At 64.3% G+C, this 20,796-nt stretch carries 17 protein-coding genes and 1 tRNA gene; 8 read left to right on the forward strand and 10 right to left on the reverse strand.

What is annotated here, in order from left to right:
• Positions 1–66: 66 nt before the first annotated feature.
• The 5 genes from L1277_RS13040 to serS form a co-directional block, all read right to left on the reverse strand.
• The gene (locus L1277_RS13040) at positions 67–1,275 is read right to left on the reverse strand and encodes an LCP family protein (RefSeq protein ID WP_253376935.1); all 1,209 of its coding nucleotides are present in this window, start codon (positions 1,273–1,275) and stop codon (positions 67–69) included.
• 120 nt (positions 1,276–1,395) lie between these two features.
• Entirely contained in the window at positions 1,396–2,688 is a 1,293-nt protein-coding gene (locus L1277_RS13045; RefSeq protein ID WP_253376937.1) for an LCP family protein, read from the reverse strand.
• A gap of 30 nt (positions 2,689–2,718) precedes the next feature.
• Positions 2,719–2,806 (reverse strand) — tRNA-Ser (locus tag L1277_RS13050).
• Between the two features lie 98 nt (positions 2,807–2,904).
• Entirely contained in the window at positions 2,905–3,705 is an 801-nt protein-coding gene (locus L1277_RS13055; RefSeq protein ID WP_253376940.1) for a Cof-type HAD-IIB family hydrolase, read from the reverse strand.
• Positions 3,702–4,964 carry a serine--tRNA ligase gene (serS, locus tag L1277_RS13060; RefSeq protein ID WP_253376943.1) on the reverse strand — a complete coding sequence of 421 codons (1,263 nt, stop codon included), beginning with the start codon at positions 4,962–4,964 and terminating at the stop codon, positions 3,702–3,704. The genes L1277_RS13055 and serS overlap by 4 nt, the downstream gene beginning before the upstream one ends.
• Before the next feature lie 37 nt (positions 4,965–5,001).
• Here serS and L1277_RS13065 point away from each other — a divergent pair, with 37 nt between their 5' ends.
• The gene (locus L1277_RS13065; RefSeq protein WP_253376944.1) at positions 5,002–5,973 is read left to right on the forward strand and encodes a diacylglycerol kinase family protein; all 972 of its coding nucleotides are present in this window, start codon (positions 5,002–5,004) and stop codon (positions 5,971–5,973) included.
• A gap of 995 nt (positions 5,974–6,968) precedes the next feature.
• Positions 6,969–7,883 carry a hypothetical protein gene (locus tag L1277_RS13070; RefSeq protein WP_253376945.1) on the forward strand — a complete coding sequence of 305 codons (915 nt, stop codon included), beginning with the start codon at positions 6,969–6,971 and terminating at the stop codon, positions 7,881–7,883.
• A gap of 104 nt (positions 7,884–7,987) precedes the next feature.
• Here L1277_RS13070 and gdhA read toward each other — a convergent pair whose 3' ends face one another.
• The 4 genes from gdhA to pheA all read right to left on the reverse strand — a co-directional run bounded on the left by gdhA (position 7,988) and on the right by pheA (position 11,563).
• Positions 7,988–9,343 carry an NADP-specific glutamate dehydrogenase gene (gene gdhA, locus L1277_RS13075; protein WP_253376946.1) on the reverse strand — a complete coding sequence of 452 codons (1,356 nt, stop codon included), beginning with the start codon at positions 9,341–9,343 and terminating at the stop codon, positions 7,988–7,990.
• Positions 9,344–9,490: 147 nt separating this feature from the next.
• Positions 9,491–9,961: a hypothetical protein gene (locus L1277_RS13080; protein ID WP_253376947.1), complete on the reverse strand. Its 471-nt coding sequence runs from the start codon at positions 9,959–9,961 to the stop codon at positions 9,491–9,493.
• Entirely contained in the window at positions 9,945–10,544 is a 600-nt protein-coding gene (locus tag L1277_RS13085; RefSeq protein WP_253376948.1) for a hypothetical protein, read from the reverse strand. The genes L1277_RS13080 and L1277_RS13085 overlap by 17 nt, the downstream gene beginning before the upstream one ends.
• Before the next feature lie 35 nt (positions 10,545–10,579).
• Positions 10,580–11,563, reverse strand: coding sequence for a prephenate dehydratase (gene pheA, locus L1277_RS13090; protein WP_253376949.1), 984 nt, complete (start codon positions 11,561–11,563; stop codon positions 10,580–10,582).
• A 158-nt stretch (positions 11,564–11,721) separates the two neighbouring features.
• On the opposite strand from pheA, the gene L1277_RS13095 reads away from it, so the two are divergent.
• Together L1277_RS13095 and pgm are read left to right on the forward strand one after the other, a co-directional pair.
• Entirely contained in the window at positions 11,722–13,125 is a 1,404-nt protein-coding gene (locus L1277_RS13095) for an alpha/beta hydrolase (RefSeq protein ID WP_253376950.1), read from the forward strand.
• Between the two features lie 45 nt (positions 13,126–13,170).
• Positions 13,171–14,790, forward strand: coding sequence for a phosphoglucomutase (alpha-D-glucose-1,6-bisphosphate-dependent) (gene pgm, locus L1277_RS13100; protein WP_253376952.1), 1,620 nt, complete (start codon positions 13,171–13,173; stop codon positions 14,788–14,790).
• A 68-nt stretch (positions 14,791–14,858) separates the two neighbouring features.
• Here the strand turns inward: pgm and L1277_RS15815 are convergent, their stop codons facing one another.
• Positions 14,859–15,776, reverse strand: coding sequence for an amidase domain-containing protein (locus L1277_RS15815; RefSeq protein WP_253376954.1), 918 nt, complete (start codon positions 15,774–15,776; stop codon positions 14,859–14,861).
• A 196-nt stretch (positions 15,777–15,972) separates the two neighbouring features.
• Between L1277_RS15815 and L1277_RS13110 the strand changes: the two genes are divergently transcribed.
• From L1277_RS13110 to L1277_RS13125, 4 genes are read left to right on the forward strand one after another with little or no spacing between them, the layout of a single operon-like run.
• A complete protein-coding gene (locus L1277_RS13110) occupies positions 15,973–17,289 on the forward strand; it encodes an ABC transporter substrate-binding protein (RefSeq protein ID WP_253376956.1) in 1,317 nt (438 codons plus the stop codon).
• 60 nt (positions 17,290–17,349) lie between these two features.
• Positions 17,350–18,492 carry a carbohydrate ABC transporter permease gene (locus L1277_RS13115; RefSeq protein WP_253376957.1) on the forward strand — a complete coding sequence of 381 codons (1,143 nt, stop codon included), beginning with the start codon at positions 17,350–17,352 and terminating at the stop codon, positions 18,490–18,492.
• Positions 18,489–19,385 (forward strand): carbohydrate ABC transporter permease, encoded by an 897-nt coding sequence (locus tag L1277_RS13120; protein ID WP_253376958.1) that lies wholly within the window; start codon positions 18,489–18,491, stop codon positions 19,383–19,385. Before L1277_RS13115 ends, L1277_RS13120 begins: the two co-directional genes overlap by 4 nt.
• Positions 19,385–20,785, forward strand: a complete 1,401-nt coding sequence (locus L1277_RS13125; RefSeq protein WP_253376959.1) for a GH1 family beta-glucosidase — start codon at positions 19,385–19,387, stop codon at positions 20,783–20,785. Before L1277_RS13120 ends, L1277_RS13125 begins: the two co-directional genes overlap by 1 nt.
• The last annotated feature ends 11 nt before the right edge of the window (positions 20,786–20,796 follow it).

Genomic DNA, 20,796 nt, shown 5'->3' on the forward strand with positions numbered 1-20,796 from the left:
ACGGGCGGACGCACGCGCTTAATCATACTGGGTGATCTGCTGTGCTCCGAATCGACCTCTCGGAACCTACCGGTTCGCGACCGAACATGTTTGCTCAAGGGCTGTCTGCCCGGCGAGGCCCTCAATCACATTCGAGGTGGGAGTCGGTACCGGCGTGCCCCCAGCGCTCGGGTCGGTCACCGGCGGTTCCTCCGTTGCAGGAGGATCGGCGACGGGCGGCTGCACGGGAGCGTTCGGGTCCGCTTCCACGCCGTTGCGGCTCACCGTCGGGTCAGGCGCAAAGGACTCATCAGCGGCAATCGCATCCATCAGCTTCTTCGCCAGGGTCTTACTGGGGATAACTTTGTTCGGGTTGTCCGGGTCCGTCGCGACCGGGTACTGAACGAGAGCGAGTTTGTTGAGGTCAATAGTTTGCAGCGTCCTCGCCATAGCCACCATGCGCGTGACGTTCGTGAGCGATGTCGACAGCTTCACGTGCTTCGCCGCAACCTGCGCAAGTCCGTACAACTTCGTGATGTCGGTGAGCGTGTCGTCGCTCTTAATCGTTCGGATCAACGACGAAATGTATTGCTGCTGCGACGCGATACGGGACAGGTCGCTCCCGTCCCCCACACCGTGGCGCGTGCGAAGGAAGGCGAGTGCGGTCGCTCCAGAAATCGTGCTGGTCCCGGCTGGGAGATCAAGACCCGACCACTTGTCGCGCACACGTTCGGTGAGGCAGACGGGCACTCCCCCGACGGCGTTCGTCATTTGAACCACCGCGTCGAACGACATCAATGCGGCGTAATCGATGTCGAGCCCGGTCAGGTTAGAGACCGTAGCCACGACACAGGACAGACCGCCACGTTCATAGGCCGCGTTGAGTGGCTGTGCCGAAACCGCGCCAGCGGTTTTCTCAGTCTCCGGGTCCACACATTTCGGCTGGGAAATGACCAGGTCGCGCGGGAAACTGACGACGACGGCCGAGCTATGGTCGTCCGACACATGCAGGAGCATGTTCACGTCGTTGAGCGTGATGTCCCGCTTGCCGTATGCGTTCTTGTCCTGGTCCTCGTCGTTGTCTGCGCCGACAACGAGCATGTTGAAGCCACCCTCGAACGCGTCGATGTTGGGTACGGCGGGAAGCGGGGTCCCCGACTCCTCCGGCTGACCGATGTCGACCGCGTTTGACGAGACGTTCGAGGCGAGGTCATAGACAATCCACGCCGCTACGGATGCTCCACTGACAAGCACGACAGCGAGCGCAATGGCCAGGCCGCGAAAGAGCGTAGCCACCGCACCTCGACGCGGCTGCTGACCATGTTTCATCAGCGGCGCCCGTCTGGAGTTCCTCGCATTCACGAGATAACTCTAAACCGCCGCGGGTGCAAGACCCTTGCAGTACAACCTGTCAGGCTACTTATTACCCTTTGAGCAGGTGTAATCGCCAGCGGTTTGACCCTGCACGGTCTTCGGCAGTTCGACCACTTCCGGCGCCGTCGGCGTCGCCGAGTCGGTCGGTGTCGTGCTGTCCGGAGCAGGCGTTTCGGTGACCGGCTCCTCAGGGGCGACCGGTGTTTCGGTGACGGGAGCGTTCGGGTCGAGCACCGAACCCACACCGGTGTCTCCGGTCAGGGTGATCGGCTGGTCAGCGATCAGCGCGTCGACAAGCTGCTTGGCCGGAACCTTGAGCGGAAGCACGCCGCTCTGCCCACCGCTCTCGCCGGCAGCGTTGGGGTACTGAACAAAGACAACCTGTTCGAGCGGGATGTTCTTCAGCGCCATCGCGATCGACACCATGGTGTTGATGTTCGAGAGACTGTTCGACAGCGTCATGTTTCCGGCTGCCGCCTTGGCGATACCGAAGAGCTTGCCCGGGTCGGTGAGGGTTTCGCTGCTCTTGAGCTGACGAACCAACGACGAGAGGAAGACCTGCTGGTTACTGATTCGTCCCAGGTCCGAGCCATCGCCTACCCCGTGACGGGTGCGCAGGAACTGCAGCGCCGCCATGCCCTGGAGGGTGTGGGTACCGGCATCGAGATAGGTCTGGGTGTAGTCATCGTCGATCGGCTCTGCGACGCACACGTCGACGCCGCCGACGGCGTTGGAGAGTTCGATGACACCGTTGAACTGCACCTCTGCGGCGAACGGAATGCTCAGGCCGGTGAGCTTCTCGACGGTGAGTACGGTGCAGGCCAGGCCCCCATACTGGAGGGTCGAGTTGATCTTCTGCGAGCTCATGGCGTTGTACGTGCCGCCGCCCTCTTTCGGGCACGCCGGAATCGAGACGAACATGTCGCGAGGGAAGCTGATCACGGTCGCTGCCGTGTGGTCCTCCGAGATGTGCATGAGCATCGTCACGTCGTTGAGGTTGCCGGTTTCCTTCTTGGCGTCACCAAAGACACCGTCCTGGCCTGCTCTGCTGTCACTGCCGACGAGAAGCAGGTTGACGCCACCCTCGATCGCGTCGATGTTCGGAACCGAGACACCGGGCGTCTCATTTGCAAGCGTGACGGATGGCTGAACGTCTTTGGCAATATCCCAAAAGGCATATGCCGAAACGGCGGTTCCGCTCACGAGCAGCACAGCAAGCGCGCCAGCAACGAACTGGGCGATGGTCCGGAACGGGTTCGACTTCTTGAGCCGCCCGTGGCGGGCAATCGTCGACACCTGGGGAGACCGCCGGGAACGGCGTGAAAGCTCACTCACTCGACGTTCTCCTCGGGTCGGTTTGTGCTCTGGCGGAGGGCGTGGGATTCGAACCCACGAGACATTTCTGCCCACCAGTTTTCAAGACTGGCTCCATCGGCCGCTCGGACAGCCCTCCATGTCGCACTGTTCGGGTACAGCACGCAACGCTCGATTCTAGCGGATGAGGGCGAGTACATCGTCCCAGCTTTTTCTGGGCACCCCCTGAGCGGATGTTTAGAGCGAGTTGAGAACGGCCGCGAGGCCGTCGTCGACGACAGACCCGGTGACTTCGGTCGCCGCGCTTTTTACCTCGTCCGGTGCCTGGCCCATGGCCACGGCACGTCCCTCGGCACCGGCCCACTCGAACATCTCGATGTCGTTGCGACCGTCTCCAACAGCGACGACCTGCGACCGCGGAACATCGAGCCACTCCCGCACCCGCTCGAGCGCCGTCGACTTGTTGACGCCGAGTGGAGCGATGTCGAGCCACGCGGTCCAGCCGATCGCGTACGCGACCTGGTGCAAACCCATTCCCTCGACGACCGAGAGGAAGTCGAGCTCATCGTGCTCGGGCGACACCACGACCACCCGGGTGACCGGTTCGCTGAGGAGCCCGTCGAACTCGACTTCCTCCGCGTTCTCGAGGTTCCAGTCGGTCATCCCTGCCGTGTACCGGCGGTAGCCGCTCGGGTACTCGACCATGTACCGGCCGTCGGCGAGGTGCGAGCGAATCGTCCGGAGCACGTCGCTCGGGTCGAAAGTTTCGATGAGGTGCCTGCGATATCCGCCGGGTGCCTCGGCGTCTTGCTTCATCACGAGCGCACCGTTGGCGCAGACGACGTACTCGGGACCGATCCCGAGCTCTTCAACGATCGGCAGCGTTGTCTCCCAGCTGCGCCCGGTGGCGAGCATGAGCCGGTGCCCACGCTCGGTCGCGTTCCGCACGGCCGTGGCGACGGCATCCGAGATCGTCCCGTCCTCGTGCAGGATGGTGCCGTCGACGTCGAGCGCGACGAGGAGACCGGCTTCGCTCACAGCGGCCGAATCACGTCGAGGCCGCCGAGGTAGGGCCGAAGCGCCTCGGGCACAACGACAGAGCCGTCCGCCTGCTGGTGCGTTTCGAGCAGGGCAACGAGCCAGCGCGTGGTGGCCAACGTTCCGTTGAGCGTCGCGACCGGGCTCGTCTTCCCGCCCTCACCGCGGTAGCGGATGTTGAGCCGGCGGGCCTGGTACGTCGTGCAGTTCGAGGTGGAGGTGAGCTCGCGGAACGCGTCCTGGGTGGGCACCCAGGCTTCGACGTCGTACTTGCGTGCGGCGCTCGAGCCGAGGTCGCCGGCGGCCGTGTCGATGACGCGGTAGCTCAGGCCGAGGGCCTGCAGCATGCCTTCCTGCCAGCCGAGCAGCCGGAGGTGCTCGGCCTCGGCCTCTTCCGGGGTCGTGTAGACGAACATCTCGAGCTTGTTGAACTGGTGCACCCGAATGATGCCGCGGGTGTCCCGGCCGTACGAACCAGCTTCGCGGCGGTAGCAGGTCGACCAGCCGGCGTATCGGATCGGGGCGTCGGCGACGTCGATAATCTCGTCGGAGTGGTATCCGGCGAGCGCCACTTCGCTGGTGCCGGTGAGGTAGAGGTCGTCGGCGGGCAGGTAGTAGATCTCGTCGGCGTGTGCACCGAGAAATCCGGTCCCGGCCATAATCTCGGGCTTCACGAGCGTCGGTGTGATGAGCGGGATGAAACCTTCGGTAAGCGCGCGGTCGAGCGCCATGTTCATCAACGCCAGCTCGAGCCGGGCGCCGATGCCGCGCAGGTAGTAGAAGCGCGCGCCTGACACCTTGGTGCCGCGCTGCATGTCGATGGCGCCGAGCAGCTCGCCGAGCTCGAGGTGATCCTTGGGCTCGAAGTCGAACGTGGGCTTTTCGCCAACCTCACGGAGGGTGACGAAGTCGTCTTCACCGCCGGCCGGCACGCCGTCGATAATTGGGTTTTGGATCGCACCGACGATCTCAGTGAAGCGAGTTTCGGCATCCGTCACCTGCTGTTGCGCCTGCTTGACTCGATCGGACAGCCCCTTGACCTGCGCGACGAGGGCGGCCTTTTCATCTTTGGGGGCCTGCGCGACCTTCTTGCCGAACGCGTTCTGCTCGGCACGGAGCTCTTCGAAAGTGGTGATCGCCGTTCGGCGTTCACGGTCGGCGTCGAGCGCCTGGTCGACGAGGTCGACCGGAGATCGCCTCGCCTCCTGCGAACGCCTGATGAGGTCTGGATTTTCGCGGAGGAGCACTGGATCAATCACGCCAGCAAGTCTAGCCGCGCGAGGTAGCGTTGCAGATATGACCCTCACCGAGCCCCGCCGCGCCGCTGTGGTCTACAACCCCACGAAGGGTCGCATCGATGAGGTGCGTCGCCAGGTCGACGCTGCGGCGGCCGCAGCCGGCTGGGGTCCGTCGTTCTGGTTCGAGACGACCGTCGAGGACCCGGGCCGTGGAGTCACGCGTCGGGCCGTCGCGGCAGGCACCGACATGGTCATTGCGGCTGGCGGTGACGGCACGGTGCGCAGCGTCGCGGAGGGCTTGCGCGATTCGCGCGTGCCGCTCGCCCTGCTTCCCCGCGGCACCGGCAACCTGCTTGCGCGCAACCTCGGTCTGCCGATTTCCAGCACAGCGGATGCCATCGCCATCGCCTTCGAAGGAACCACCCGTTTCATAGATCTCGGCATTGCCACCCTCAGTCGCACCGACGGAAGTCTCGAAGAGCACGGGTTTCTCGTGATGGCCGGAATGGGTATCGACGCGGACATCATGGCGAACACGAACGAGGCGCTCAAGAAGTCGCTCGGCTGGCTCGCCTACGTCGACGCCGGGTTGCGGGTGCTGCCCGACGCGAAGCCGTTCCGTATTCGGTACCAGCTCGAGAACAAGCCGGTGCACAGCGCTCACGTCTCGACCATCCTGTTCGGCAACTGTGGCACGCTGACTGCCGGGTTCGAGATGATGCCGGACGCCGTGATCGACGACGGGCTGCTCGATGTCGCCGTACTGCAGACGCCGACCGCGCTCGGCTGGATCGACATCTGGCGTCGGTTGAGCTTCGAGAACGGGCCGCTTCGGCGCTCGAGCATCGGTCGGCGCATCATCTCGGCAACGTCGGGCACGGCGTCAACGATCACTTACCTGCGGAGTGAAGGCATCACGGTGTCGCTCGAGAAGCCGCGGGCGGTTGAGCTCGATGGTGACCCGTTTGGCACTGTGGTCGGGGTGCGGTTCACGACCGACCCGGGGTCGTTGGCTGTGCGGGTGCGGTAGCCGCTCGCGGAGCGCCGGCACCCGCGTTTTCGCCCGCTTTGCGCCCTCGCGGTTCGCGCCTCGTGCCTGCCGACACCCGCCACTCGCCGAGCGCCCCGCGTCACCCTCCTGCTCGGACAGAAACGGTCACACCGCCCCATCACCGGCCCCACGAACCGTTGCTCGGTCACTTTGGGCGATGCGAACGGCACTCCTCGGACTGAAAGGGTCAGACCCCTCATTGCTCGGCCGATAACGGTCAGAGTTTGTCGAATTTCCTCGCCCAAAACGACCGAGCAATTCGCGAATGACCAAAGTTGGCCGAGCGGGAGCGGCTCGCGATGAAGCCCCGCCCCTGCTCGGGCACAAACGGTCACTCGGCCCGCTCCCACCCTCCTGCTCGGGCACAAACGGTCACTCGCCCCGCTGCCACCCTCCTGCTCGGGCACAAACGGTCACTCGACCCGCCCGCGGGCCCCCGCCGACCGCTGCTCCGTCAAAACGGGCGACTTGTACAGCATTCCTCCGGCAGAAAGGGTCAGACACCTCAGCGCTCCGTCGATAACGGTCAAAGTTCGGCGACTTTCCTCGCCCAAAACGACCGACCAATTCGCGAACGACCAAAGTTGACCGAGCCAGAGCGGCACGCGACGAAGCCCCGCCCCTGCTCGGGCACAAACGGTCACTCGGCCCGCTCCCACCCTCCTGCTCGGGCACAAACGGTCACTCGACCCGCCCGCGGGCCCCCGCCGACTACTGCTCCGTCAAAACGGGCGACTTGTACAGCATTCCTCCGGCAGAAAGGGTCAGACACCTCAGGGCTCCGTCGATAACGGTCAAAGTTCGGCGACTTTCCTCGCCCAAAACGACCGAGCAATTCGCGAACGACCAAAGATGACCGAGCAATGCGGCTAGTGAGGCGTCGGCGCCCTCCACCTGACCCGCCGTGGCCGCGACGCTCCACAGCAACCGCCCGCGGCCCGCGACCGAAGCCCCGGGCGGGCCATCCTCGACACGTGACCTTCCGTAAACCGTTACCGAGTCAATTGCCAACCGTCTTCTCGGTCGCCGACGCCTACGCTCGCGGCTTCACGCGCTCGCAGATGCGTAATCGCGCGCTCACCACTCCGTTCCACGGCACGCGCATCACCGCCGGAGTGAGCCTCACCCTGGAACTCGCTTGCCGCGCGATGGCCTCCCGCCTACCACGAGGCTCCGCGTTCAGCCACCGAACCGCTGCCCTCCTGCACAGCATGGCGCTCCCGCTGTTTGCGGACGCCCTGCTCGACATCACGGTGCCGACGCCCATCCGCGCCCCTCGCCGCCGCGGCGTCCGCGGGCACAGCGCCGTACTCACCAGCGCCGACCTCATGAGCCTTAGCGGCTTTCCGGTCACGACCCTCGAGCGCACGTGGTGCGACCTGGGCGTCGTGCTCGACCTGCCCGACCTGGTGGCCGCAGCCGACTCTCTGCTCTGGCACGAGTCGCCGCGCACGACACGGCTCAACCTGGCCGCCGCGATCGAGGCCTACCCCTCGCGCGCCGGCCGAGCCGTGTTGCGGCGAGCGCTGACGCTCACCTCCGACCACTCCCGATCGCGGCCCGAGTCGCTCGTCCGCGTCGACCTTGAGCTCAGCGTCCTCCCCACCCCGGTGGCAAACCTCGAGGTGTACCTGCCGATCGCCCGCAAAACCGTCTACCTCGACCTCGCCTATCCCGAGTACAAACTCGAGCTTGAGTACCACGGCGACCATCACCGCTCCACCGTCACGCAATGGCGAACCGACGTCCGCCGCAGCAACGACATCGGCGACGAAGGCTGGCAGGCGCTGCAGTTCACCGGCGACGACCTGCCCGCGCTTCCTGACCTTCGGCAGCGCGTCGCACGGCGGCTGCGCATGCTCGGCTGGAACGGCGAGCCCAGGCGTTAACCGTCGAAGCTCGGCCAGCGCCGGTCGCCCCGTTGAGGGGGTCAACCGATCCTGACCGAGCAAGCGAGCGGATGCCACGGCGTGGCACCCGCCTGCGCCTTCGGCTAAATCACACCCTGCGCGAGCATCGCATCGGCGACCTTCACGAATGCAGCGGTGTTCGCTCCGACGACGTAGTCGCCCGGGCGGCCGTAACGCTCGGCTGCCTCGAACGCGGCACTGTGCACGCCGCGCATGATGTTGTGCAGCCGATCTTCACTGTCGCTGAAGTTCCAACGCTGGCGCGACGCGTTCTGGCTCATCTCGAGTGCGCTCGTGGCGACACCACCGGCGTTCGCAGCCTTACCCGGACCGAACAGAACGCCAGCCTGCTGGAACGCGTGCACCGCGTCGGGCAGACACGGCATGTTCGCGCCCTCGGCAACGGCTTCGACGCCGTTGGCGATGAGCGCCTGGGCGTCGCGCAGTGACAGCTCGTTCTGGGTTGCGCTCGGCAGCGCGATCTGGCCCGGAACATCCCAGACGCTTCCACCCGAAACGTAACGGGCAGACGGGCGGCGATCGGCGTACGCCGAAATGCGCAGTCGCTCGACTTCTTTGATCTGCTTGAGCAGCTCGAGGTCGATACCGCCCTCGTCGACGATGTATCCAGACGAGTCAGACGCGGTCAGCGCCTTTCCGCCGAGCTGCTGCACCTTCTCGATCGCGTAGATGGCGACGTTGCCTGAGCCGGAGACGACCGCCGTCTTTCCCTCGATCGACTCATTGCGTGTAGCGAACATCTCCTCGGTGAAGAACACGGCACCGTAGCCGGTCGCCTCGGTGCGCACCTCTGCGCCGCCCCAGCCGGTGCCCTTCCCGGTGAACATGCCGGACTCGTGCCGGTTGGTGATCTTGCGGTACTGGCCGAAGAGGTAGCCGATCTCGCGGCCGCCGACACCGATGTCACCGGCGGGCACGTCCGTGTGCTCGCCGAGGTGACGGTAGAGCTCGTTCATGAAGCTCTGGCAGAACCGCATGATCTCGGCGTCACTCTTGCCGTGCGGGTCGAAGTCACTTCCACCCTTGGCACCACCGATGCCCTGCGCGGTGAGCGCGTTCTTGAAGATCTGCTCGAAGCCGAGGAACTTGATGATCGACAGGTTCACGGTTGGGTGGAACCGCAGGCCGCCCTTGTACGGGCCGAGGGCCGAGTTGAACTGCACCCGGAAGCCGCGGTTGACCCGCACCCGGTTGTGATCGTCCGTCCACGGCACACGGAACATGACCTGGCGCTCGGGCTCGACAATGCGCTCGAGGATCCCTGCCTCGAGAAACTCTGGGTGCTCATCGAGCGCCGGAGCGATCGACTCGAGCACCTCGTGCATGGCCTGGTGAAACTCGGGCTCGTTCGCGTTGCGGGCCACCGCCGTCTGGTAGACAACGGAAAGAGCGTCTGAGCTGGGGGATTTCTGGAACAAGGGGAAACTTTCTGATCGCACTGAAGAACGAGGGCGACGCTGCCCAAGGACGCGAAACTGCACCGGGCTCTGGATCAGGAGGCGCGGATCACGCGGGGAAAGGTCGTTGTTCGACCGTGTTCAGTTTGAATGGCTCGGGCGCGTCAGTCAATTTCGGAGGCGCTCGATGTGACGCCGGCGCCACCGCGCTGCACCGATAAAGAGCGCTCCGAGCATGAGCGACAGACCCGCAAACGCGAGCACGACCGTCGGAACGAGGTGCCACGTCGGAGTCATCGAGTAGACGACACGCTGATGGCGCTCCTCAATCGAGTACCCGCCTTCGTCATCCATCTGCCGAACCTCATACGTGGGCACATCGGTCCCCAGGGTCAGGCTCTGAACGAGCGCGGAGAACCGTAGGTAGTTGAGCATTCCGTCCGACTCTCCGCCGGAGAGCTCGTCCTGGCCCGGCATGAACTCGATCGAACGGTCGGCGGCATCCAGCCGGCCCTGCGATTCGCTCATCAGCACCCCGAGCCCAACCACGACCAATACGGCACCCATCGTGAACAGCACACCAACGATTGATAAATAACGGCGAGCGGATGCCGGAGCGCTGTTACGCGTCGAACTCATCGTCGATGCCCTCAGTCTGGTCTCGCCGACGCGGCTTCCAGGTGGTCGCCAGATAGAAGAACAGCCCCAGGACTGTGAACGCGCCGGCGATCGCGAGAAGCGGCGCAATTCCCCAGGCGACCTGCACCCACAACCAGCTCTCCCTGGCCTCTGCGCCGGGCCCACCGGTGAACTGCCCGGTGTACACCTGGTCGACGGCCCACCGAAACAGGCTCACCCCACCGATAGTCAAGACGACGCCGAGGATGGCGAGCGTAATCAGGTACGGGTTTCGCCAGAGCGGCGCATCGATCTCCTCGTCGAGAGCCTCCCCGGCGTCGGCATCGGAGAACAGCTCCTCCACCGAGGCGGTGGCGTCTGCCGGGTACGGCGAACCGTCAGGCACGGTCGGGCCGCGGCCGTCACCCGATCCTCGAACCGGCGCCGGGGCGACCGGCATCGGCGCGACCCGCGATCGCTCCGTGCGTTCCCGGCGCAACTCCAGCCGTTCACGCTGGTCATCGGGGATCTGCCTGCCGACGCTCTCGTAGCCGCGCTGGAACTCAGGGCTGTATCGCGGATCAAAATTCCGTGCGTCGCTCATCCGATGCTCCCTTGCTCGCGGTGCTGATTCGGAGTCTAGCCAGCCAGCGGTGGCGCCGGAACCGTGCCGGTCGACGAACCGGCGAGCAGCTCGCCGAGCCATTCGCGTGCCTCGACGAACACCTGGTCGGCGTACTTCGGATCGAACTCAATCGGCGACTTGTCTGCCCGCGGGTATGACCCGAGGAACATCACGCCCGGGCTGAATCGCCGCACACCGAGCAGCGCATCGGCCACACGCTCGTCGCTGATGTGCCCGTCCGCGTCGATGATGAACCGATATCGCCCGAGTTCATCGCCAATGGGCCGCGACTCGATCAGGCTCATGTTCACGCCTCGCGTCGAGAACTGTTGCAGCAGTTCGAGCAGCGCACCGGCCCGGTCAATGGGCAGCTCGGCAACGAGGCTCGTCTTGTCAGCCCCGGTCGGCGCTGGAATTTCGGTGCTCCTGCTGACGTGCAGGAAACGAGTCACCGCATTGGGGTTATCTCCAATCGCCTCCCCGAGCACATCGACGTCGTAGAGATCGACAATGCGGGGAGGTGCGATGGCCGCGTCTGCAAGCTCCGTTTCGAACAGAGCGGATGCTGCTGCCACATTGCTGGTCGCGGGAATGTGCCCGTGATCGGGAAGAGTGGCATCCATCCATGAGTGACACTGGGCGTACGCCACCGGGTGGGCGTTAACCACCTTGACGTCTTCCAGCCGAGTACCGCGACGGGCGACGAGAACAAAGTTCACCGGAACGAGGTACTCACCGACGATGCGCAGCCCCGGCATGGTGGCGAGCGCGTCCTGGGCGACAGAGACGCCACCCTCGATCGAGTTCTCAATGGCGATCACCGCCCCGTCGCTCCGACCGGCGATGACATCGCCGAGTGCCTCGCCGACGTTGTTGACCGAGTGCCAGTTCTGGCCGGCCGCCTCGGGCACCTGCGCGAGCGCCGCCTCGGTAAATGTTCCACGCGGACCCAGGTAGCTGTAGGTGCGGGTGGGTGCCGAGTCGCCGGAATCTGCCATGCAGCGAGCCTACCGGCCACCGGCCCGACGCATTCGGTACCCCCCGAACGGGACCCCGAAGGGGGACTGTGCATGGGCTGCACGCATCGATAGGATTTGGGCGCTGGCTACGCGCGCGTACCAGGGGGAACGGCATCCGTCGTTACGGGGAGTAGTCGGTGTATTCGTATGGGCTGGTCGCGTCCGCGATCACAAAAGGTAAGTCCGCCCTTCGGAGCGCTCCCCGGCTGTCTCGATTCGGCGGCGCGACGACCGCTCTTGCGCTGGTGATCACCGGCGCCGGGATGGTGACCGACGTGTCTGCAACGTACGCGTCACCGCTGACGGCGCAGGAGGCATCCGTTTCTCAACCGTCAGAACGGGTGGTCGGTTCGCTGTCTGGGCTGGGCTTCGCCACGCGATATGGTGACAAACTCGACGATGCGGTCACAGCGCTGGCCACGCTGGAGCCTCTGCAGGTCGCGTCGCTGTGGCTCGATCTGCCGAGCGATTTCCGGGCGACGCTCATCGAGCAGCGGCCCGAGGTGGTCGGCAACCTCGCCGGTGTTCCGTACATCGACCGAAGCACGGCAAACGAGTCACGACTCCCGGGGCTTGAGCGCGAGGCCGAGGGTGATCTGCACCGGGCGGTCCAGAGGAACCACACCCCGGGCGCCGACGCTCAAAGTGAGCTCCTCGTCGCCCAAGCCAGCGACCGACTCGAGGCCGTGCGGATTCTTGCAAAGCGCTATGGCTCGGGGCGGAGCGCGACTCCCGACGTGCCGCAGCACCTCATCGAGCTCGACGCGACAGTGGTTGGCCCGCCGCTTGCCGCCGTTGCCGTGGGCGACCTCGACACGGCCCGTTATGCGAGCTTCTTCGTGCCCGGCATGAACTCGAGCGTCCTCGAGTTGCCCGACTACCTGCGCGGCGTCGAGCGCATGCAGGACGCATCGGCCGACAGCGCGGCGGTGCTCTGGCTCGGGTACGAGAGCCCCGGACCGGTTGACACCGTCTCGACCGAACACGCCGACGCGGGGTCGGTGCGCTTCGCGTCGGCCCTGGCCGGGTACGACGCGGTCCGCGACGCGACCCAGTCCCTTGCGGAAGTGACGGTCATCGGTCACTCCTACGGCTCAACAACGGCGGCCCTCGCCCTCGCTACTGGCAACTACGGCGTCAGCTCATTCGTCATGATCGGGTCGGCTGGCGTGCCCTCCGATCTCTCGATCACCGACCTGCACGTGCGCACCGACCGCGTGTACGTGTCGCAGGCCACCGGCGACGCCCTGGCGGACAGCGGCCGGTTCTGGTCGGGCCGCGCGAATCCCGCCGACCCGGCATGGGGCGCCCAGTTCTTCGGCAGCGACGGAACCACGCTGGCGGACGGCACCATTCTGGCCGCAGTCAACGCACACGACGCTGTCGGCGCGACTGACCAGTCTGACCACAACAAATACCTCGGCGACGGCACCGAGAGCCTCTACGACATTCGCAAGATCATCACCGGCCAGTGCCACGACGTCACCCCGGATTCGCGCCTGTTGGATTCTGGCAGCACAGTGCTGGCCGACGGTCGGTGACACAATCCCCTGACGGGTCGGGGAACTCGATGCCAGAATGGGGGCATGAATGAGCGAGCAGGCACCCCAGCAGCTGAATCCGATCTCGTCGACGTCACGGCTCTTCTCGACGCGTATTTCGAACTGAAGCCCGACGTTTCGATTCCCGAGCAACGCGTCGTTTTCGGAACCAGCGGCCACCGGGGATCGTCCCTCAACACCGCCTTCAACGAGCACCACATCGCAGCGACCACCCAGGCGATCGTCGAGTACCGCGCTGACCAGGGGATCACCGGGCCGCTCTTCATCGGATCGGACACCCACGCCCTCAGCCACCCGGCGCAGACCACGGCCCTCAAGGTGCTCGTCGGCAACGACGTTCGCGTGCTCGTCGACGAGTACGACGACTTCGTTCCGACCCCCGCGCTCAGCCACGCCATCCTCAAGTACAACAACTCCGGCGCCGAGGAGCAGGCCGACGGCATCGTCGTCACGCCGAGCCATAACCCGCCGTCCGATGGCGGTTTCAAGTACAACCCGCCGCACGGCGGTCCGGCGGACAGCGACGCAACGAGCTGGATTGCAAACCGGGCCAACGAAATCATCGAAGCCGGCATGATCGACGTCAAAATGGCGGAGCCGACGGCCGTCGAAACGTACGACTTCCGGGGCAATTATGTCGATGACCTCGGATCGATCATCAACATGGACGCCATTCGTGATTCCGGAATCCGTATCGGAGCAGACCCGCTCGGTGGCGCGAGCGTCAGCTACTGGCAGGCCATCGCCGACAAGTACAACCTCAACCTGACGGTCGTGAACCCGCACGTCGACCCGACCTGGCGCTTCATGACGCTCGACTGGGACGGAAAGATCCGCATGGATCCGTCAAGTGCGTCCGCCATGGCATCCGTTCTCGCGCACAAAGACGAGTACGACATTCTCACCGGCAATGACGCCGACGCCGACCGACACGGCATTGTCACTCCGGATGGCGGGCTCATGAACCCGAACCACTTCCTCGCGGTCGCCATCGATTACCTCTACCGCAACCGGTCCGGCTGGGACCAGGGTGCAGCGATCGGCAAAACCCTCGTGTCGAGTTCGATCATCGACAAGGTCGCCGACTCTCTCGGTCGGACCCTGTGGGAGGTACCGGTCGGCTTCAAGTGGTTCGTGCCTGGCCTCATCGACGGCTCGGTTGGGTTCGGCGGCGAGGAAAGTGCCGGCGCCAGCTTCCTCCGCCTTGATGGCACCGTCTGGACCACCGACAAGGACGGCATCCTGTTGTGCCTGCTGGCCTCCGAGATCCTCGCGGTCACCGGGAAGACGCCGTCTGCGTTGTACCGCGAGCTGACCGACAAGTATGGGGACCCCGTCTACGAACGCGTCGACGCTGCGGCCACCAAGGCGCAGAAGGCGGCACTCGGCAAGCTTGACGGCGACGCGATCACCGCGACTGAGCTCGCGGGAGACCCGATCATCGCGAAGCTCAGCTCGGCACCGGGTAACGGCGCGGCAGTCGGCGGCGTCAAGGTCGTCACCGAAAATGCGTGGTTCGCGGCACGCCCGAGCGGCACCGAAGACGTGTACAAGATTTACGCCGAGTCGTTCAAGGGACGCGAGCACCTGCAGCAGGTGCAGGCGGAGGCGAAGCGCATCGTCGACGCTGCGCTCGGCGCGTAGCCGCACACAACGATTACAGGCCCTGACGAACACGCGTTCGCCAGGGCCTGTCTTCGTTTGAGAGTCGGTTAGGCCGGGATGCTCCAGAACCAGGCATTTCCACCCGGGTGCTCCACCGTGATGGTGTTGTCGAGGTCGCGGTAGTCGAAGTCCTTGTTGTGACCGACAAGCTGGATGACCGTCTTATCGCCTTCGGTGAAGACCTTGGAGACGATCATGACGTGGTCGGGGGTGTCGTTCTTGTTCCAGTCGAACATCGCGACGTCACCGACCTTAACCTGGTCACGCTGGTCGAGCGACAGCCGCTCAACATCAGGGCCCTTCGAGCTGGCAAACCAGTCGTCCATGGCCGGAACGTAGCCCCACGACGGGGTCCACTTCGCACCGGCACCCGTGTTGTGCCAGGCGTCGGACTGCGTCCAGCCGCGCTGAATGAGCGTCTGGCTCACAAAGTTGGCACAGTCTCCACCAACGGGGTTGAGGTTGCCCCACTCCGCTTCGTTGTAGGTGCTCCAGTGCGCCATCGCGTAGGACATCTGGGCATCGATTCCCGTTTCGACCGCGTAGGTGAACGACGTCGGCAGGCCGAGCGGCGTCTCTTTTTCGAGGACGACAACGTCGGCGGCAGCCGGTGTGTAGTTGAGCGCGGCGGGTGCCACGAATGACAGGCTGTTGTCATCCGTCACCGTGACGTCGGTCGCGTCCACTCCGCCAACCGTGACGGCCGTTGCCTTACTGAGTCCCGAACCCGAGACGGTCACGGTTGTCCCGCCCGAGACGGATCCGGTCGCGGGCTCCACTGCGGTGACTGCAACCGCGACGGGAGCTGCTGAGGCTGCGGGTTGGGGCCTATCGCCGACCGCGCTATCGGAGTTCGCTGCCGTCGCGCACCCGGCGAGAACCGCTCCGACCGCAACAAGCCCTGCGACGACCGCGATGCGGCGCTTTCTGACACGGGGGCTGACGGGCTGGCGCGAGATAGGCACGAGGAAATTCCTTTGTTCGAGAGCGGCATTTCCATGCTAGGCGACGGCTGTGAAAGAACGCCCAGAGACACTCGCTTGACACGAGGCTGAGTGTCGCGTAGCTTGTCTCCTAATTCGTGAGAGCGCTCTCACAGCTTCGGATGAGAGCGCTCTCATGAAGCCATTGCACTGTCCACGCACACACAAAGGAGTGACCGTGAACCTTTCACGACGCACCAAGCTCGCGTCCGGCATCGCCGGCGCTGCAGCTTTCGCCCTCCTCGCCACCGGATGCGCCTCTTCAGGCGGAGATTCGGCTGACGGGAACATCGAACTCACCGTTACAACGTTCGGAACGTTCGGCTACGACGACCTCTACAAAGAGTACGAAAAGGCCAACCCGAACATCACCATCAAGGCGACCAACATCGACACGGGCGGAAACGCCCGCACCGACATGGTCACCAAGCTTGCCGCCGGCTCCGGCCTCTCAGACGTTGTCGCCATCGAAGAGGGCTGGCTCGGAGCGATCATGAAGTCTTCCGACAAGTTCGTCGACCTCACCGAGTACGGCGCAGCAGACGTCAAAGACAATTGGGTCCCCTGGAAGTACGAGCAGGGCACCGACCCCGAGGGACGCGTCATCGGGCTCGGCACCGACATCGGACCGCAGGGCCTGTGCTACAACGGCAAGCTTTTCGAAGCTGCTGGCCTGCCGAGCGACCGCGAGTCGGTCGCCGAGCTCCTCGGCGGAGACGACGCAACGTGGGAGAAGTACTTCGAGATTGGCCAGCAGTACAAGGCCGCAACGGGCAAGGCCTGGTATGACCAGTCCGGCTTCGTCTGGAACTCCATGGTCAATCAGATGGAAGAGGGCTATTACACCAAGGACGGCGAGCTGAACGTCGAGGGCAACGCCGACATGCGCGCCAACTTCGACCAGCTCGCTAAAGCAACCGTCAGCGGCCTCTCGGCGAACCAGGAGCCCTGGGTCTGGGGCAAGGGCAAGGGCTTCGTCGACGGATCCTTTGCAACCATGGTCTGCCCGGGCTGGATGCTCGGAAACGTCAAGGGATCCCTCGAGTCCGGCGGCGGCGACGCATCCACCGGTTGGGACTTCGCCGACGTCTTCCCCGGTGGCGCATCCAACTGGGGCGGCGCATTCCTCTCGGTCCCGACCACGTCAGAGCACCCGGAAGAAGCTGCGGCTCTCGCAAAGTGGCTGACAGCCCCGGAGCAGCAGGTCAAGCAGTCCGCAGCAGCGGGCAACTTCCCGAGCACGATCAAGGCTCAGGAAAAGCTGGTTGAAGAGGCGACTCCGAACGAACTGTTCAACGACGCGCCCACGGGTGCGATCCTCGCCTCGCGGGCCGAGGGTGTTATCGCGCAGTTCAAGGGACCGGACGACTCGATAATTCAGGAGAACGTCTTCGGACCGGCGCTCAAGCTTCTCGACACCGGTAAGACGAAGAGCGCAGATGAGGCATGGGACAAGGCAATGTCCCTCCTCAACGACCTGGTCGTCAACAACTAGCAATACCAAACACGAGGCCCCCGGGAGCAATCCCGGGGGCCTGTAACTGGACGCGAGATCATGACAAGCACACTGAACCGACCGCCGGTCGAGAGTTCCTCTTCCGGCCCGTCACGCACACCCCACAAAGCGCCGGTATCCATGAAGCACCGGCTGAGCGCTCTCGATGTGAAGGCATCCCCGTACCTCTACATTGCCCCCTTCTTCATTCTGTTCGCCATCGTTGGACTGTTCCCGCTCGTCTACACATTTTTCGTCTCCCTGTACGACTGGCACACGCTGGAGGGGCAGGGGCAATTCGTTGGCCTCAGCAACTTCACCGCGGTGCTCGCCGACCACTTTTTCTGGAACTCGCTGTTCAACACGGTGAGTATCTTCCTCCTCTCGACGATTCCGCAGCTCCTTGTCGCTGTCGTCATCGCGGCAGTACTCGATCAAAACCTGCGCGCAAAAACCTTCTGGCGCATGAGCATCCTCCTGCCGTACGTCGTCACCCCGGTGGCTGTCGCCATGATCTTCTCAAACGTCTTCGGTGAGAACTATGGCCTTATCAACAACATCCTCGAGAGCTTTGGAATAGACGGAGTCGGGTGGCAAAACGACACCCTGCCGAGCCACATCGCGATCGCAACCATGGTCAACTGGCGCTGGACCGGGTACAACGCCCTCATCCTGCTGGCAGCGATGCAGTCGGTCCCACGGGACATTCACGAATCGGCAGCACTCGACGGCGCCGGCGCCACCCGCCGATTCTTCAGCATCACGCTTCCGTCCATCCGCCCAACCATGATCTTCGTCATCATCACGGCGACGATCGGCGGACTGCAGATCTTCACCGAACCGCGCCTGTTCGATCCCGTTACGGCGGGTGGATCGCAGCGACAATTCCAGACCACGGTGCTCTACCTGTGGGAGATGGCGTTCTTCCGTCAGAACTTCGGTAAAGCGTCGGCGATCGCCTGGCTGCTGTTCCTGCTCATCGTGATCTTTGGGCTGATTAACTTCCTGCTCTCCCGCAGCATTGCGACCGCGGAAGGACGGGGAGCCAAGGCCCGCTCGCAGCGCCGGTTGCTCAAACTCCGCCAGCGCGAAGCTCAGGAGAGCATGCGCGCCCGCCCCGCGGCATCCGTTCTCGCTGAAACAGTCCCCGTGCCCGGCCCTACCGAACCGACCGAACCGAACGCAGAAGGGAGCACCCGATGAGCGCGAACACCCTCACCCGCCCCACCGAGACTCTCGAGAGCCTCCCGACACGGCGCAAGTCGAAATTCTTCGGTATTGACAAGCGTCCGGGCTGGCTGACTTACACCCTTCTCGGCGTCTTCTTCCTCTCCTCGGCTTACCCGCTGTGGTGGTCGTTCGTGATGGGGTCTCGCACCAATGCCGCCTTCGGGTCGACCTGGCCTCCCCTTCTTCCTGGCGGTAACTTTTGGAAGAACGTTGGTGAAGTCTTCGACACCGTTCCGTTCTGGCTCGCTCTCGGAAACAGTGTGCTGATCTCGGGCATCATCACGGTGTCGGTCATCACCTTCTCAACCCTGGCTGGCTACGCCTTCGCGAAGCTCAAATTCAAGGGCCGCGACGGACTCATGGTGTTTGTCATCGCGACCATGGCCATCCCGACCCAGCTCGGCATCATTCCACTCTTTATGGTGATGCGTACACTCGGCTGGACCGGCGAGATTGGCGCGGTCATCATTCCGACGCTCGTGACGGCATTCGGCGTGTTCTTCATGCGCCAGTACCTGGTCGACGTGATCCCCGACGAACTCATCGAGGCAGCGCGCATGGACGGCGCCAACATGATCTCGACATTCTGGCATGTCGCGGTTCCCGCGGCACGACCAGCCATGGCGATCCTCGGCCTGTTCACATTCATGACGGCGTGGACGGACTTCCTCTGGCCTCTGATCGTTCTCAACGCGGGCAACCCAACTCTGCAAACGGCGCTCAGCCAATTGCAGTCCGCTCGGTACGTCGACTACTCGATCGTGCTTGCGGGAGCCATCATGGCAACAATCCCCCTGCTTCTTCTCTTTATCGTGGCAGGTAAGCAACTCATTTCAGGCATCATGCAAGGAGCAGTGAAGGGTTAATGACTATTAACTTCCCCCCAACGTTCATCTGGGGGTCGGCAACAGCTGCGGCCCAGGTCGAAGGCGCCGGCCACGAAGGCGGCAAAGAAGATTCAGTATGGGACGCGTTTGCTCGCGTCCCCGGGGCTATCGCTCACGGCGACAACCTCGAGGTTGCCGTTGACCACTACCACCGCTACGCCGAAGACGTCGCGATCATGAAGCGAATCGGTCTGGACTCCTACCGGTTCTCCACCAGCTGGGCACGCGTGATCCCGGGCGACCGGGAGCCCAACCAGGAGGGTCTCGATTTCTACTCTCGCCTCGTTGACGAGCTGCTCGGCGCTGGCATCCTGCCGTGGCTGACCCTGTACCACTGGGACCTGCCGCAGGCCCTCGAGGAGAAGGGCGGCTGGGCCAACCGCGACACCGCACAGCGCTTCGCCGACTACGCCGAGACCGTGTACGGCACCCTAGGCGACCGAGTGAAGAACTGGACGACGTTCAACGAACCGTTCTGCTCCTCTCTGCTCGGGTACGCGTCGGGCGTGCACGCCCCGGGTCGGCAGGACCCGCGCGACGCCGTCGCGGCGATCCACCACCAGCACCTGGCACACGGACTCGCCGTGAACCGGCTGCGCGACCTGGGCGCCGAGCAGATCGGCATCACGCTCAACCTCTCGAACGCCATCCCGCTCGATGCGAATGACCCCGTCGATGTCGAGGCCGCCCGCCGGTTCGACGTCCTGCAGAACCGGGTCTTCCTCGAGCCCATTGTCACCGGCGCCTACGCCGACGACACCCTGGGCGACCTCGAGCAGTTCGGACTCCGCGAGCTCATCCAGCCCGGCGACATGGAGACGATCGGAACGAAGATCGACTTCCTGGGCGTCAATCACTACCACGACGACCAGGTCTCAGGACACCCCGATGACTCCGGAACCGATGGCCACTCCGGCGCCACCGCGCGCGACATCAAGAGCTGCTGGATCGGCTCGGAGTACATCACCTTCCCGACCCGCAACCTTCCGCGGACGGCGATGAACTGGGAAGTGAACCCGTCCGGCCTGCACAAGCTGCTCGTTCGCCTCGGCCGCGAGTACCCGAACATGCCGCCGCTCTTTGTCACCGAGAACGGCTCGGCATACATCGACGTCGTGTCCGAAGACGGCGCAGTGCACGATGCCGAGCGTACGAAGTACATCGTCGATCACGTCCAGGCTGTTTCCGACGCCATCGCCGACGGCGCTGACGTTCGCGGGTACTTCGTCTGGTCGCTGCTCGACAACTTCGAGTGGTCGTGGGGATACGACAAGCGATTCGGCATCGTTCGGGTCGACTACGACACCCAGGAACGCACGATCAAGGACTCCGGCCTGGCGTACTCGGAAATCATTGCGACCGCCAAATCAGGCGAATAGAAGCATAGAGT

The organism is Okibacterium sp. HSC-33S16 (genome assembly GCF_024171565.1).
Classification (GTDB): domain Bacteria; phylum Actinomycetota; class Actinomycetes; order Actinomycetales; family Microbacteriaceae; genus Mycetocola_A.

Excerpts from the sequence above, each read along its gene's own strand:
- L1277_RS13065 (WP_253376944.1), top strand. The coding sequence starts at position 5,002 with ATGACCCTCACCGAGCCCCGCCGCGCCGCTGTGGTCTACAACCCCACG.
- L1277_RS13080 (WP_253376947.1), bottom strand. The coding sequence starts at position 9,961 with ATGAGTTCGACGCGTAACAGCGCTCCGGCATCCGCTCGCCGTTATTTA.
- L1277_RS13085 (WP_253376948.1), bottom strand. The coding sequence starts at position 10,544 with ATGAGCGACGCACGGAATTTTGATCCGCGATACAGCCCTGAGTTCCAG.
- pheA (WP_253376949.1), bottom strand. The coding sequence starts at position 11,563 with ATGGCAGATTCCGGCGACTCGGCACCCACCCGCACCTACAGCTACCTG.
- pgm (WP_253376952.1), top strand. The coding sequence starts at position 13,171 with ATGAATGAGCGAGCAGGCACCCCAGCAGCTGAATCCGATCTCGTCGAC.
- L1277_RS13115 (WP_253376957.1), top strand. The coding sequence starts at position 17,350 with ATGACAAGCACACTGAACCGACCGCCGGTCGAGAGTTCCTCTTCCGGC.
- L1277_RS13120 (WP_253376958.1), top strand. The coding sequence starts at position 18,489 with ATGAGCGCGAACACCCTCACCCGCCCCACCGAGACTCTCGAGAGCCTC.
- L1277_RS13125 (WP_253376959.1), top strand. The coding sequence starts at position 19,385 with ATGACTATTAACTTCCCCCCAACGTTCATCTGGGGGTCGGCAACAGCT.